The 15,382-nt window shown below is 41.9% G+C and carries 9 protein-coding genes; 6 read left to right on the forward strand and 3 right to left on the reverse strand.

The genetic code is table 11. From position 1 onward, the window contains the following. Positions 1–17: 17 nt before the first annotated feature. Together QTN47_RS23530 and QTN47_RS23535 are read left to right on the forward strand one after the other, a co-directional pair. Positions 18–1,736: a RagB/SusD family nutrient uptake outer membrane protein gene (locus QTN47_RS23530; RefSeq protein WP_369331892.1), complete on the forward strand. Its 1,719-nt coding sequence runs from the start codon at positions 18–20 to the stop codon at positions 1,734–1,736. 94 nt (positions 1,737–1,830) lie between these two features. Beyond that, complete coding sequence (locus QTN47_RS23535) at positions 1,831–2,991, forward strand: multiheme c-type cytochrome (protein ID WP_369331893.1); 1,161 nt, start codon at positions 1,831–1,833, stop codon at positions 2,989–2,991. A 260-nt stretch (positions 2,992–3,251) separates the two neighbouring features. Here the strand turns inward: QTN47_RS23535 and QTN47_RS23540 are convergent, their stop codons facing one another. Together QTN47_RS23540 and QTN47_RS23545 are read right to left on the reverse strand one after the other, a co-directional pair. Further along, positions 3,252–4,652, reverse strand: a complete 1,401-nt coding sequence (locus QTN47_RS23540) for a Gfo/Idh/MocA family protein (protein WP_369331894.1) — start codon at positions 4,650–4,652, stop codon at positions 3,252–3,254. A gap of 248 nt (positions 4,653–4,900) precedes the next feature. Beyond that, positions 4,901–5,839, reverse strand: coding sequence for an aldose 1-epimerase (locus tag QTN47_RS23545; RefSeq protein WP_369331895.1), 939 nt, complete (start codon positions 5,837–5,839; stop codon positions 4,901–4,903). 285 nt (positions 5,840–6,124) lie between these two features. Here QTN47_RS23545 and QTN47_RS23550 point away from each other — a divergent pair, with 285 nt between their 5' ends. The 4 genes from QTN47_RS23550 (at position 6,125) to QTN47_RS23565 (ending at position 12,671) form a co-directional block, all read left to right on the forward strand. Beyond that, on the forward strand, positions 6,125–9,613 hold the full coding sequence (locus QTN47_RS23550) for a methylmalonyl-CoA mutase family protein (RefSeq protein WP_369331896.1): 3,489 nt from the start codon (positions 6,125–6,127) through the stop codon (positions 9,611–9,613). Between the two features lie 212 nt (positions 9,614–9,825). After that, on the forward strand, positions 9,826–10,716 hold the full coding sequence (locus QTN47_RS23555) for a MerR family transcriptional regulator (protein ID WP_369331897.1): 891 nt from the start codon (positions 9,826–9,828) through the stop codon (positions 10,714–10,716). Between the two features lie 93 nt (positions 10,717–10,809). After that, a complete protein-coding gene (locus tag QTN47_RS23560; RefSeq protein WP_369331898.1) occupies positions 10,810–11,865 on the forward strand; it encodes a quinone-dependent dihydroorotate dehydrogenase in 1,056 nt (351 codons plus the stop codon). 32 nt (positions 11,866–11,897) lie between these two features. Continuing rightward, on the forward strand, positions 11,898–12,671 hold the full coding sequence (locus QTN47_RS23565) for a TerC family protein (protein ID WP_369331899.1): 774 nt from the start codon (positions 11,898–11,900) through the stop codon (positions 12,669–12,671). A 185-nt stretch (positions 12,672–12,856) separates the two neighbouring features. Here the strand turns inward: QTN47_RS23565 and QTN47_RS23570 are convergent, their stop codons facing one another. After that, a complete protein-coding gene (locus QTN47_RS23570; protein ID WP_369331900.1) occupies positions 12,857–15,343 on the reverse strand; it encodes a DUF5686 family protein in 2,487 nt (828 codons plus the stop codon). Positions 15,344–15,382 lie beyond the last annotated feature (39 nt).

The raw sequence follows: 15,382 nt of genomic DNA on the forward strand, positions 1-15,382 counted from the left end.
TTCAAATAATAATTAGTATGAAAAGAATATATAATTTATCAATAATAGCTCTTTTGCTGTTGACTGCTTCTTGCGGTAAGAAATTCCTGGAGCAAACGCCGCAAGGTCAACTTACTGAGTCGCAACTGACAACGCCCCAGGGTGTAGAAGATGCGTTGATTGGCGCGTATGGTTTAATGAATGGAAACATTAGCGGAACCTGGGGCAACTATGCGCCGGCTCCAAGCATGTGGCTTTTTGGTGAAGTGGCTGCGGACGATGCTCACAAGGGGAGTAGCAGTACCGACCAGAGTTACATGAATGAGATCGAACACCATACGCTTACTACTACCAACGACAATCTTAGTATTACGTGGCATAACTATTACGAAGGCATCATCCGTTGCAATAACACAATATCTCTCCTGACAACGGTGCAGAACGGTGATGGCAAAAAACTTGATGACAGCAGGGCTAAAGAAGTGGAAGCGGAAGCAAAAATGCTTAGAGCTCACTACTACTTCTTGTTGCAGAGGTTATTTGTTAATATACCTTACATAGACGAAACTACCACGACTACCGCCGCACAGTCAGTAAAAAATGATCAGGATGTGTTACCAAAAATTGAAGCAGATCTTCAGTTTGCAGTAGCAAACCTGCCAGATGCTCATCCAAAGGGAGAAGTGGGAAGAACAAACAAATTAGCAGCACAGGCTTATTTGGGCAAGTTCTATTTGTATCAAAAGAAATATGCAGAAGCGCTTACACTGTTTAAAACTGTCATCGCAGCAAAACCTGCTCTGGCCACAATACCTTTCCAAAACAATTTCAACATTGGGACAGAAAACGGCTCAGAATCCATTTTTACCGTGCAGAATGTTATCAATTCTGATGGTAGCGGTGACAATGCCAACGTTGGAGATATGTTATCAGGTTTTTACGGTACGGCACCTGTGAACTGCTGCGGATTCAGCCAGCCGTCTATTGACCTGGTGAATTCCTACAAAGTGGATGCGAATGGATTGCCTTACCTGGATAATTCTTACAGGACAAATCCGTACACATCGGACATGCTGCTTTCCGGTGCTGCAAAAGACAATTACAAGGTTAACCAAACGCTCGCATTTGACCCCCGTTTGGATTACACCGTGGGCCGCAGAGGCGTACCATACAGGGATTGGGGTGTAATGGCCGGCGATGCATGGATCCGCGACCCGGCGTATGCTGGTCCTTTCGTGGGATTCAAATCTATGATCAACCAAGCTGATTTTACAGGTAATACAGTATCAGGCGGTATGTACATAACCGGCCTTAATATCAATATTATCCGCCTGGCCGACGTTTACCTGATGGCGGCTGAATGTGCTATTGAGACTGGCGATCTGACTTCTGCCTTAACATGGGTTAATGCGGTTAGGGCAAGAGCAGCAAAACTGCCGGTTGTTACTGTTGATGGAACGCCTGCTGCAGATTATAAAGTAGGCCAGTATCCGTCCTTCCCTAACGCAGATTATGCACGTAACGCGGTGCGTTTTGAACGCAGGCTTGAACTAGCTATGGAGGGCCATCGCTTCTTCGATCTTGTAAGATGGGGTATCGCAAAAAAGACGATCGAAAGCTATTCTTCATTCGAAGGCCAATTCCTTGAAAATAACAAGGGTATTACCTTCGATGAAAGCAAGAACACGTATTATCCTATTCCGCAAACGGAAATAGATAAGAGCAACGGCGCTTTGAAACAGAATAATGGTTACTAAATAAAATAAACTGATCTTAGGGAGGCTGCTTGTAACAGGCAGCCTCTTTTTGTTACTACTTTTTAGGGAAACGCGAACATAAAGAATGCCTCACATGAAGAAAGGTTTGGTCATATGCTGCCTGGCAGTTATACTTGTAATTTTTATAACCTGTACTGATCAGGCCGGCACCGGAGACGCCCGGGGCGACATGTATGCTGGTGCTGCCACATGCGTATCCTGCCATAAAAATATTGCAGATCTGTACAGCCACGATCATCATTTCAATAGCTCCGGAACTGCTGATCCCAATGACCTGCGGCGTATCATAACCGATTCTAACAATACCGTTCAGTTCATCAATGGCCAGCGGATCGTGTTAAGCGAACAAGGTGCAACATTCTATCAAACATCATATAAGGGCAGCCAACTCATACATGCGGAGAAAATGGACGTAGTTTTCGGCTCTGCAATCAAGGCTCAAACATTTGGGTACTGGAAAGACAGTCAGCTTTATCAATTACCCTTAACCTACCTTACAAAGGAAAAGCTATGGACCAATAGCCCGGGCTTTCCGGTCGATCATCCGTATTTTACCAGGCCAATAGTAAGCAGATGCCTGGAATGTCATGCATCCTTTGCCCGGGTAAGTGAAAAAAGAGAAGGTAATTTGTTGCGTACTAAACAGGTCTATGATCCATCCTTGATAATATATGGCATTGATTGTGAAAGGTGCCACGGTCCTGCAGCTGAACATGTGAAATTCCATAGTGAAAACCCTGCGGTAAAACAAGCGAAATACATCACGTCTATTAAGGCACTTAGCAGGCAACAGCAGTTGGATTTATGCGGCACCTGTCATTCCGGGGACCCTGTCAACATCAGATCCATTTTCAATTTTAAGCCGGGCGATACTTTGTCAAAATATTATGTTTTTTATAGCGGCGCATCGGGCGAGCCTGATGTGCATGGCATGCAATCACAATTGCTTCAGCTTAGCAAATGCTTTAAGCAAAGCCAGATGACCTGCTCTAACTGTCACGCGACTCACCAGGCCGAAAGCACGCAGTTGTTCATCGATCAATGTACAGCATGTCATCAACAGGTAAAACACACTGTTGATATAAAGACCGCCGGCAACAATTGCATTACCTGTCACATGCCATTGCGCCCTTCAAAAAGCCTGGACTTCAATAATGAGACGGAAGCCCATAACATTAGATATATGCTAAGAACGCATCGTATTGCTGTTTATCCGGCTGAGCAATGGAAGTAGGTTTGGCCAAAAGGACGGAAAACAGAAGCTCAAAGCAGAATGCCTAAAGCTGATATCGGAGTGAAGGTTTAACTGGTAAGAATAAAACAAAACAGAATTTGCTCTTGACCGTGATGGTTGAAGCGCATAAAAAGTAAATCTATCCGTACAATAACATATTGTGAGAACTATACACTTATGGCAAGCTCCTGGAGTTATTTAGTTTTTTGGTTTAGATTTAAAAAGGAAGGAGGTCTCTTTTTAGAGATCTTCTTTTTTATTTAAACCATCGCAAGCTCCTTCTTCATCAATGTGACCGGCTCAATTGTATTATTTAACCTGCTTCTTTCTGCAGCAAACGCCATAAGATGGCTTTCTACTGATACGTCAAGTCCTGAAGAAAGCATCGATGGATCCTGGTGCCCCACTGCCTGTACCCAATCCTTCATTAACCTGTGATCGCCACCGCCATGGCTGTCCGTTTTTAGAGACCACATTGTTTTTTTGCCGGTTTGAAAATTAGTCATGGCGAAAGTTTCCATATCGCCCACAAGATCCCCCATGGAGCCCATTATCCTGGTTCTTCTTCCTTCATAAGAAGTAAATGCTTCCATAGAAAACGCGGCGGTAATATTTTGCTTGAAGCGCATGTTAATGGTGAGGTGATCGGGCTGATCATTATCCATTCTGTACACACAACGTCCGTAGTCGGTTGTTTTTAATTGTTGAAGGATTGCGTCTTCCCATTCATCTTTATCTTCTGGCAGATCAAATACATACAGGCGTTTTTTATCACGATGATAGATCTGTAATGCGGAGTAAGGGCATTCATGTTCAATCTTGCAGCCATCCGTACAACGATGCGTGCTTCCTTCAGGAGCATTTTTTGAATTGAACCAGCTTAAGTTGCCAAAACATTGAATCTGCTCAGTCTGCTGATCGATCAACCACCTTATAATATCTGTATCATGACATGATTTTGCGAGAATAATTGGTGCTGTTTTCTTGCTGTTGTGCCAATTACCGCGCACATAGGAATGGCTCATGTGAATATGTTCAATCGGCTCCATATGTTGAACACTAATCACCTTGCCTATGGCGTTAGCGTTCAATAATTCTTTTATCTGCCTGAAATACGGTGCATATCTGAGTACGTGGCAAACGCCAACAATATTATTTGTTTCATGCGCTTTGGCAAGAATTGCACGACATTCTTCCTCTGTTGGCGCAATGGGCTTTTCAAGTAGAATATCATAGCCAAGTTCAAGCGCCCTTAGGCAAGGTTCTGTATGAAGATTATCCGGTGTGGATATGATAACAGCGTCCGCAAACTTGTCTACCTCAAAAACTTTTTCCCAGGAGGTGAAGCGTTTGCTTTCTTCAATATTGTGCATAGATGAAAAACGCTCATTCCTCAGTGCATTAGGTTCTGCAACGCCGACAATCTGCAATTCATCAGGATGCAGTATTGAGTAACCTCCATACACATTGCCGCGGTTACCTGCACCAAGTATAATTGCTGTGACAGGTTTTTCGAGTGGACGATGCAATGGATTTTCATAAACATCGTGCTTGATGCCAAACATTGCAGCAACTTCTTTCCAGTCAAATAAAAAAGAACCTGTGGCTAATCTTAAAAAACGGAGTGCATTTCTTTTAGAAATAAGATAACGTAACGACATGCAATTATTTTTTGTTAAACAATATGCAGCTATGCAATGTGGCTAAAGAGAGGGTACAATGACTCTGCCAAAAATCATTAATAAAGTGTAAAGGTATTACTTTGGTCCTATGAGTGCTCCCATTTATAAAATAATAAAGCCTTTCATTCATGTTTCAAAATGAATGAAAGGCTTCTAACTTATTCGAAAATAATTAATTAAAGATGCAAAGTCAGTGATCTGCATTTTTTGTTAATACGTCACGGGACCTATAATACTTCCAATTTATAAGTCGTTTTAAATGCATGTGTAGTATCCGGCGCTGCTTTAATAAGTCCAATGCCATTATTGAAAGCATCTGGTACACTGCTCAGATTTTCAATCGCGATGCTGTTTCTATGTGGTGGCGTATATACCTGGAGGTATGGATAGGATTTGTCGGCCGTTATTGAAAAACGTATGCCTTTTTTAGAATCTGTAAGCACGCAAGATGCATGAGCATGATCTTTCAATAAGAAGCAATTATCAAGGAAAGTATCACCAAATGCCATTGGTTGTTCAAAACGACTATCTGGGATAGTTTTTCCGGAGGGCAGCAATCTTTCGTCAAACTCCATCATCGTATCCGAGTTGAATTGAACCGTAAGATCATTAACCGTCTCGCCGAGTTTAAAATAGGGATGCCATCCGTCGCTCAGTGGCATGTCTGTAGTACCGGTATTTGTAACCGCTGTAAACAAGGTCAGCGCGTTGCCTGCTCGCAATGTATAAGTTACATCTACAGAGTAAGCGAACGGAAAGCCTTCAGTCTTACTCGTATAGGTGTACTGTAGCGTTACAAAGGCTTTTTCATCATCAACTCCATAGCTCTTTACTTTGTAAGGCGCATCATATATTAAGCCATGTATGGCCTCGTCACCCATATAAAATTTGTCTACCTTATAGTTATTGCCTTCAAAAGAATATTTTCCTTTTTCCAGTCTGCACACAAACGGGTTAAGTTTTGCGCTTTTAAAGCCATTGGTGATGTTGGCTGCTGCATCTTCAGGAGAAGAAAATGCGTCAACTACATTTACCTGCTCATTGTGTACCGGGATGCTGAAAGAATTCAGTAGTGCGCCAAACAAATATATTTCTGCGGTGCAACCGGTACTGCTATCATATAGTACAATCGTGTTATTTGACTTGATGTCTGTAGAAAAAGCCATTGTTTAAATTTTATAAGGGAAAATACATATTATATTTTGTTTACAAAAAGACAAACGTTTGACCTGTTGAAGATTATAAGACAGTAAGACCGTAAGACATGTAAGATCGTAAGAGGTAAGATAAAAAGACAATAAGATGTAAAATAGAGGTAAGATTAACTTTTTTCCGTGCTGGGAACCTTACCCCCGCTCTTTATACCTGATACCTTAAACCTGATACCTGATACCTTCTTCATGCTAACAATCGTTAATACTTGCTATTTTTGTAGGCGGAGATTTTAAGCTATGATGAACACAGCTACCAAAAGATTAAGAATAGTTACTGCGGCTTCACTCTTTGATGGTCATGATGCAGCCATTAATATAATGCGCAGGATTATGCAGGCAAAGGGAGCGGAGATCATTCACCTGGGGCATAATCGTAGTGTACATGAAATTGTGGAGGCAGCGATTGAAGAGGATGCCGACGCCATTGCCATTACCAGTTACCAGGGAGGACATGTGGAATTTTTTAAATACATGAAAGATCTCCTGAATGAGAACGGCAGCGGCCATATTCAAATATTTGGGGGTGGCGGTGGAACTATCCTGCCTGAAGAAATTAACGAGTTGCATGCTTATGGTATAACCCGGATTTATAGTCCTGACGATGGGAGGCACATGGGGCTCGAGGGCATGATAGAAGACCTGCTGGCTAAAAGCGCTGTTCGTGAAGATGGTAAGCCGGCAAACGGAGCAAATAAGTTAGTCAAAGGCAAAAATGGTTATGCGTTAGGAGAGTCAAAAAATATTCTTGCTGTTGCCAAAGCAATTACACAGGCTGAAGAAGGCGTAGAATATACATCGCTATTGAGCGAGCTGAACAATACTGCTGTTTCTGCAGGTAGCAGACCGGCCGGAGAAAAAGTTTCTCACAAAAAAGTTGTGCTGGGTATAACCGGAACGGGTGGAGCAGGAAAATCTTCAGTTACAGACGAGATCGTGCGTCGCTTTCTCCAGGCATTTCCATCCAAAAATATCGCAGTTGTTTCTGTGGATCCTTCAAGGAAGAAAACCGGCGGAGCCTTGTTGGGCGATCGTATTAGAATGAATAGCATCAGTTCACCGCGCGCCTATATGCGTTCTCTTGCAACAAGAGAATCAGATGTGGCGTTGAGTGCATACGTAAAGGATGCATTAAATATTGTGAACGAAGCGGGATATGATCTGATAATTTTAGAAAGTGCCGGTGTTGGTCAAAGCGATGCGTCTATTCTCGATTACTGCGATGTTAGTTTATATGTGATGACGCCGGAATATGGCGCCGCGTCCCAACTTGAAAAGATCAATATGTTGGACTATGCCGACATAATTGCCATCAATAAGTTTGATAAAGCCGGCGCACTGGATGCATTGCAGGATGTGCGCAAACAATATAAACGCAATCATAACAAGTTTACAGCTAAAGACAACGAACTGCCCATAGTAGGTACAATCGCCAATCGTTTTAATGACGGCGGTGTTAACACCCTGTTTGATTTGTTGATCAAAACTATAAAAGAGAAATCCGCAGTTGATTATGGTGAGTACAAATTTGCTGCAAACGGTTCTTTGAATACGGTGGTAATTCCGTCAAGCCGGGTCCGTTATCTTGCTGAAATAGCTGAGCGCAACAGAACTTATGATGCATGGGTAAAGGAACAGTCTAACCTTGCATCGCAATGGTATCAGCTGGCCGGTGCATCCGAAATTGTGCAGCAATCATTTACAACACCGCGATATGAAAACCTGGGTTTGAGTGAAATGGATGAAGAAGTTGCACATAAATTCCTGGCAGCTTCCCTTGAAAATATTAAGCAGAGACTGTCGCCGGAGTGTCTAAAGCTCATAGAGCAATGGCCATCGGTAAAACATAAATATGAAGCTGATTTTTTTGAATACCGTGTCCGGGATAGAGTTATAAGACAAGAGCTGGCGGCAACAAGCTTGTCAGGTACCAGGATTCCAAAACTGGTTCTTCCTTCATTTAAAGACTGGGGCGACATTTTGCGCTGGCAGCTGCAGGAAAATGTTCCCGGTGAATTTCCCTATACTGCCGGTGTATTTGAACTGAAACGTACAGGTGAAGATCCTACAAGAATGTTTGCCGGTGAAGGTTGCCCTGAAAGAACCAATAAGCGATTCCATTATGTGTCGCTGGGACAGCCTGCAAAACGCCTGTCTACAGCTTTTGACAGTGTTACACTGTATGGTGAGAATCCTGATCACAGACCAGATATTTATGGTAAGGTAGGTAACTCCGGTGTAAGTATTGCAACCATTGATGACGCTAAAAAATTATATAGCGGCTTCGATCTTTGCGACGCGAAGACTTCCGTGAGCATGACTATCAACGGTCCTGCTCCTATTATACTTGCCTTTTTTATGAATGCGGCTATTGATCAGCTTTGCGAAAAATGGATCGAAGCAAACGGACTTTGGCATATCGTGCATGAAGCGCTTGAAAAAAAATATGCAACAGATCCAATGCCTGTATACCACAACATTGGCGCCTCAACCGGATTGCAAAACCTTGAAGGCGTATTGCCGGAGGGAAATAACGGACTAGGCTTGAGGTTGCTCGGCCTCTCCGGAGATGAAGTGGTGCCGGCTGATATTTATAAGAAGTTGAAAGCAGAAGCTTTATCTAACGTACGTGGCACTGTGCAGGCTGATATTTTAAAAGAGGACCAGGCTCAAAATACCTGTATTTTTTCTACGGAGTTTGCATTGAAGTTAATGGGCGATGTTCAGGAGTATTTCATTAACAATAAAGTGCGTAATTTCTATAGTGTAAGCATAAGTGGTTATCATATAGCCGAAGCAGGCGCCAATCCTATCACACAGCTTGCTTTTACGCTGGCCAACGGCTTTACTTATGTTGAATATTACCTTAGCCGTGGCATGCACATTGATGATTTTGCGCCTAACCTTTCTTTCTTTTTCAGCAACGGCATGGATCCCGAATATAGTGTGATAGGCAGGGTTGCGCGGCGTATATGGGCAAAGGCAATGAAGTATAAATACAATGGTAACGACAGGTCTCAGAAATTGAAATACCATATTCAAACTAGTGGCCGTAGTCTTCATGCACAAGAGATTGACTTTAATGATATACGCACAACTTTACAGGCATTATATGCGATATACGATAACTGCAACAGCCTGCATACCAATGCATACGATGAAGCTATTACAACTCCGACAGAAGAAAGTGTAAGAAGGGCGATGGCTATTCAGCTCATTATTAACAGGGAGCTGGGTAGTGTAAAAACGGAAAACTATTTGCAGGGCAGCTTTGCGGTTGAAGAATTGACTGATCTTGTTGAAGAAGCTGTACTACAAGAGTTTGAGCGTATTTCAGAAAGAGGTGGTGTGCTTGGCGCAATGGAACGCATGTACCAGCGCAACAAGATCCAGGAGGAAAGCCTTTATTATGAAACACTTAAGCATACAGGCGAATTACCTATAATAGGAGTAAATACTTTTTTGAACAAAACAGGCAGTGCAACCGTTATACCATTAGAAGTTATTCGCAGTACCAGGGAAGAAAAAAGTCAGCAGATTGAAAACCTGGTAAAGTTCCATAAACGCAATGAAAAGGTCGCGGCAGCAGAGCTGATGAAGCTCAAGGAAGCTGCAGTGAACAATGGCAATTTGTTTGAACAACTCATGGAGACCGCAAAGTTCTGTTCGCTCGGACAGATCACACATGCGTTGTACGAAGTTGGTGGTCAATATAGACGAAATATGTAAATAGTAGACGCCTGGCTTTCTACGATTGCCTGACAGACGAAGCATAACGTATTGCGGATAATAACTGTAAGGGATTGAGATTGAATTAGTCTAAAATGAGCCGATTAAATTAAGTTTAATCTTAAGGCGCTCTGTATATATACCTCATCAATTCAATAACTTCCCTTACGACGATTGTTGGTCATCCTTTTTGCTAACCTCATCTGCAACGTATGAATGTTTTTACTATTAAAGACTTAGAAAATCTCTCTGGCATTAAAGCCCATACAATAAGAATCTGGGAGCAACGCTATTCTTTTCTAAAACCGCAGCGTACTAACAGTAATATACGATACTATAGTAGTGAAGAGCTCAAAATGCTATTGAATATTGCTTTGCTCAACAAGTATGGCTATAAAATATCGCACATCAATAAATTAAGCACAGATGAAATAAAGGGCAAAGTGTTGTCTATCGCCCAAATGCAGGCGGGCAACGAACAGATCGTTAACGAGCTTATTCATCATATGGTGGAAATGGATGCGAATAAGTTTGAAGCGGTGCTTAATAATACCATTGAAACCAAAGGAATAGAGAACACAATATCAGGCCTTATCTTTCCTTACCTGGAAAGAACCGGTGTGTTATGGGCGACAAATAATATCAATCCTGCACAAGAGCATCTCGCTACAAATATCATCCGCCAAAAATTGCTTGTGGGTATAGACTGTGTTGAATGCGAAGCTCCTGTGAATAAAACTGTTGCCTTGTTTTTACCCCAGGGAGAATATCATGAAATCGGCCTGCTATTCATGCACTACATGCTGAAACGGCGGGGCCTTGATGTCTTGTATTTAGGAGTCGACACTTCTCTTGATGATCTTGGCTTTGTAACTGCATTAAGAAAACCTGATTTCTTATATACACATCTTACCTCTGTTGCAACAAGCTTTAACTTTGAAAAGTTTATTAATGCGGCAGTATTGCAGGCAGCAGGCAAACCTGTTATCATTTCAGGTCAGATAATAAAAAACTACAACAAAAAATTACCTCCTACAATTTTTCTGAAAAACAGCCTTCAGGATGTAATTTTCTTTATGGCAAACCCGGAAGTATACGGTTAATGGAAGCAATCGAAGATTTCTATGGTTGAGTATAATGACGAACCCAAGTAAGGGAATCAGCACAGAAATGTCATTTTACAATATCTTCGCAGCATGCTTTACCCGTTATTACGTAGTCTTTTATTCAATTTTCCTCCTGAGGATGTTCACTATTTTGCAATGAATGCGTTACGCAGTGGCAACAACGCTGGTCTCATCAAAAATATAATCCGGTCTTCTTTTCAGTGCCGGCATCCATTGCTGGAAAGAAATGTTTTTGGTTTGCATTTTAAAAATCCGGTCGGGCTGGGCGCGGGTTTCGACAAAAACGCCCTGTACTTAAATGAATTGGAATCCCTGGGTTTTGGTTTTGTTGAAATAGGTACAGTTACTCCTTTACCTCAGCCTGGCAACGATAAGCCAAGGCTCTTTCGCTTGCCTCAGGATAAGGCGCTTATTAACCGCATGGGTTTTAATAACAATGGTGTTAAAGCTATAAAAGCACGGTTGGGAGTTTGGAACAACCAGAAAGCAAAAACAGGTTCGTCACTTGTTGTTGGTGGTAATATTGGTAAAAACAAGGTTACACCTAATGAAGATGCGTGGAAGGATTATGAGATCTGTTTTTCAGAACTGTTCGATTTCGTAGATTACTTTGTAGTAAATGTAAGTAGCCCTAACACCCCCGGCTTACGTGAATTACAGGAAAAAGAATCGCTGAAAAAAATATTATCACATCTTCAAACCATCAATCACGGTAAAGCAAAGGCCAAACCGTTGTTGTTGAAAATTGCTCCGGATCTTACAAACGAACAGCTGGATGATATTGCCAGTCTTGCGTTTGAAGTTGAACTGGATGGACTTGTTGCTACCAACACAACCATCAGCCGGAGTGGCCTTGCTACTCCTAAAGAGAAAGTGGAAGCAATTGGCGCAGGGGGATTAAGCGGCAAACCCGTAAAAGAACGTTCTACAGAAGTGTTGAAATATCTCGTTCAACAAACTGAAGGCAAAGTGCCGGTTATTGCAAGTGGCGGAATATTTACCGGGGAGGACGCGAAAGAAAAACTAGAGGAAGGCGCTGGATTAATACAGGTGTGGACCGGTTTTATCTATGAAGGTCCGGCAATTGTAAAAAATATTTGTAAAAGTCTTATAACCGATAAGTAAAAATATACTCATTAACCAAGCTGCAATCCAACATGGAATACCTTTTTACAACCGATAGTATTATCAGTTTCGTCATCCTTGTTATCCTTGAAGTAGTTTTAGGAATAGACAATGTTATTTTCGTTAGCATCATCATGAGTCGTCTGCCAAGGGCACAACAGTCCAAAGCACGCTTGTTCTGGGTGATCAGCGGTATAATTGTAAGAAGTATTTTATTACTCGGCCTTACGTGGCTGATGGGACAAAAGGGTAAGCCTTTGTTTACTATTTATGGAAAAGGATTTGATATAGCAAGTCTTGTTATGCTGGCTGGAGGCTTGTTCCTCATTTATAAAACGGTGATGGAGATTCACCATAAACTGGAAGGCGAAGAGTCCGCAGGAACAAAAGAATCTAAGCCACTGAGCTTTGGGAGCGGCCTTGTCCAGATAGCGCTTATCGATATGGTTTTTAGTTTCGACAGCATCATAACGGCGGGCGGTACTGCGAAGCATGTAGAGATAATGATCGCTGCTGTTATCATCGCCATGATCATTATGTTTCTATTTAGTCCAAAAATTTCCGACTTCATTCATAAGCATCCAACATTTAAAATGCTTGCCCTGTCTTTTTTGGTAATGATAGGATTGAGCTTGCTGGTTGAAGGCTGGAATCATGAGCAGGCAGAGGCGCTTCACCTGAAAAATTATATCTACTTTGCCATGGCATTCTCATTTATTGTTGAACTGCTTAACATGCGCGTACGCAGAAATGCCGCAATAAAACCAGTGGAATTACGAGAGCCCAAAGCTCCGGAAAAGCAGTAGACCACGGAGACATAACGAGACAACGGAACATGGCGTTTATAACAATGGCGTATAAGAACTTCGAGGAAAGATCTTATACGCCATTATCTTTTATGTTATGCTTCAGCTATCAATCGAAATGCTCGCAAATTTATCATCGGTTGTGAAGAACGCTATGTCTCGTATTGTCTCCGTGCCTCCGTGGTTTAGAACGTTACGCGGAAGCTGCCGAAGATCCCGAAGCCCCTTGCCGGATCTACATCAACGCCATTAGCGGCCCAGCGCCATAAAAAGTCTATGCGGAAAAATTTAAAGATGTTATCAACACCCGTTCCCAGCTCCATATACCATCTTCCGTTTAAAGATTTAAAGGGATAGTCACCAACAAAGTTCAATTGTTTATTGGCATCGCTCAGATCGCCGATCAGTCCTTTAACATTCCAGAACTGGCGGAATTTTAGTTTACGTGTAAGCGGAATAAACCTGAACAGGCCATTACCAATGTTGTGCTCAACATTAAACCCGGCGTAGTGGTCGGTTATATATTCAAACCTGTTCATCAGGTTAAATGCATATCGGTTAAAGTAGAACATTTCATTTCCCGGCGCAATCTGCAGCAACTGATAGGGTAACGTTCCATACACTTTTCCAGCAAATACGTTATAATACAGGCTGCCGTAAGGAGAGATCTTCATGTAGTCTGAAACCATCATGTCAACCTTTGTATATTCATAGCTGCTGTTCAACACACCGGGCCAGCCTTTTGCAAGTCTAAGCTCCACAATGGGGAAGTCGCTTCCGAGGCTATAACGATAGAAGTTGTCTTCAAACGTACGCTCTTTAAAGGCGTAGCGAAATCTTATGCCGGTTTCAAAAGTCTTTAGAGGTTCCCCTACATTATTTATATAGTATTGCTTGCCCGGAAGATTTTCTAATGGAGTATAACGTCTTGTACTAACCGTTAATCCAAATCCAAAACCCTTATTGGTTTCCTGGTAATATTCTGTTTTAAATTCTTCATTTCTTTGAAATTTAAAAGGAATATTTGGTCGGCGGAAAATGTAAGCAAATATATTATCGGTGCCGAGCTGATCATAATAGGTCACGCCGTTGTCCAGGTCATTTCTATAGGATGCGGAAACGTAAGACCAGGGCTGCGTATTAAACCTGTATAACGCTTCTCCCTTTCCTTTAAACTTGCCATCATTAAACCCATATGCCAGATAGCCTCTCAGGTTAAGATGTTTGTTGAAGCCGCTATTGGTAGCAACATCAAAGCGCATACGCGTGCCTTCCCACGCATTGCCGCTTATCCAGTACCACCAGGGGCCGATACGAATATTACCAATGTCCTTGGTGCCGGTGGTTAAGAAATTGATGGTATTCCTGTATTTTATATAGGTAGGATTTTTTGTTAACGTATCCAATACCAAATAAACAGTCTGTTCATTTTTATTCAATGGCTCATGCCGCTTTTCAACCCAGAAGGTGTCGTTGTCGATCGAGGAATTTGGAGCCACAATAATATCTTCAGGAGCCTTGCTCTTTGCAAGTTCATTTAATACCGATTGATTATCGACGACGACATTCCTGTAAGTTGCCGTTTTCCTTCCTTTAAAATTAAATGGCCGGCTACCTATAATTGAAATGTCCGCCACAAATTTGTCCTTGGATAAAAACCATGTAGAATCATTGATCAGCCTGAATTCCTGTATCAGGCTCATATTTGTAATGAAGTTCACATTAGCATCAAGCGCCGGACGCAAAGTGATCTTTTGTATTGCAAATGTTGTATCGTGTACCCATGCATCTCCATCAAAAGTGCTTTCACCTTTATGTTTAGGAGAGAACTTGAAATGGATCAGTCTTCTGTTCGCAAGATATTGGGTGTCCAGTAGTTTGAAATTGTAATAATTATCACCATGATCATTGAACGGGCTGATGAATTCACGGTTGAATACCGGGATAAAATTATTCAGCACGTTCACATTCTGATAAGTTCCGCCCAGTTGCTTAATGATACTCTGATTGTCGATACCGTTTGTTCTTGTAGCCTTGATGTATTCGCGTACCCTGTTCGGTGATCTCTGGTAATAATAATCACTTAGTGTTTCTGTAAGGTAAACGGGCAAATAAGGCTTGTCCTCTGAAGTTGTATCTACATAGTCAAGCACAAAGTTTAGCTTCTTTAGAAAAATAGTTTTCCCAAGCTTTTCTTTGTTTACATTATCCAGGTCCAGTTCAAGCTTATTGTAAATTTCGTAGCTGTAGTTGTCCCACCGTGTTCTGTTGTTGCGGTCCTTATTCTTGATTATTTTTCTCCAGAACCACAGGGCGCGGTTGTATTTTGCTTTAACCACGGCTTCCTGCTGCGGCGGTTTAACCACAAGCTGAACGGTGAGGGATGAAGAGTCTTTGAGATTGGCAACAGAAATGGCATATTGTATATAGCCAACGCTGCTTACAATAACAGAGTCATTAGGTTCAAGATGTGTATAAGGTAAACTGAATTTTCCGAGAGAGTCTGTCAGTACGCCGTTTCCTCTTATTTTAAAAAATACAGAAGCAAAAGGGATAGGTTCATCACTTTGTTTGTCAACCACCTGTCCACGTACCATCTTTTCCTGCGCCACGGCGTTCATGGGTACATTTAGCAACATTATTCCAACCAGTAGTATCACAATTATTCGCATAACATTTTGTTCTTGATGCTTAAGTATCAATGAGATTTA

Origin of the sequence: Danxiaibacter flavus (assembly GCF_041060425.1) — a bacterium.
GTDB lineage: Bacteria > Bacteroidota > Bacteroidia > Chitinophagales > Chitinophagaceae > Danxiaibacter > Danxiaibacter flavus.

Excerpts from the sequence above, each read along its gene's own strand:
- QTN47_RS23545 (WP_369331895.1), bottom strand. The coding sequence starts at position 5,839 with ATGGCTTTTTCTACAGACATCAAGTCAAATAACACGATTGTACTATAT.
- QTN47_RS23535 (WP_369331893.1), top strand. The coding sequence starts at position 1,831 with ATGAAGAAAGGTTTGGTCATATGCTGCCTGGCAGTTATACTTGTAATT.
- QTN47_RS23565 (WP_369331899.1), top strand. The coding sequence starts at position 11,898 with ATGGAATACCTTTTTACAACCGATAGTATTATCAGTTTCGTCATCCTT.
- QTN47_RS23530 (WP_369331892.1), top strand. The coding sequence starts at position 18 with ATGAAAAGAATATATAATTTATCAATAATAGCTCTTTTGCTGTTGACT.
- QTN47_RS23555 (WP_369331897.1), top strand. The coding sequence starts at position 9,826 with ATGAATGTTTTTACTATTAAAGACTTAGAAAATCTCTCTGGCATTAAA.
- QTN47_RS23560 (WP_369331898.1), top strand. The coding sequence starts at position 10,810 with ATGCTTTACCCGTTATTACGTAGTCTTTTATTCAATTTTCCTCCTGAG.
- QTN47_RS23540 (WP_369331894.1), bottom strand. The coding sequence starts at position 4,652 with ATGTCGTTACGTTATCTTATTTCTAAAAGAAATGCACTCCGTTTTTTA.
- QTN47_RS23550 (WP_369331896.1), top strand. The coding sequence starts at position 6,125 with ATGATGAACACAGCTACCAAAAGATTAAGAATAGTTACTGCGGCTTCA.
- QTN47_RS23570 (WP_369331900.1), bottom strand. The coding sequence starts at position 15,343 with ATGCGAATAATTGTGATACTACTGGTTGGAATAATGTTGCTAAATGTA.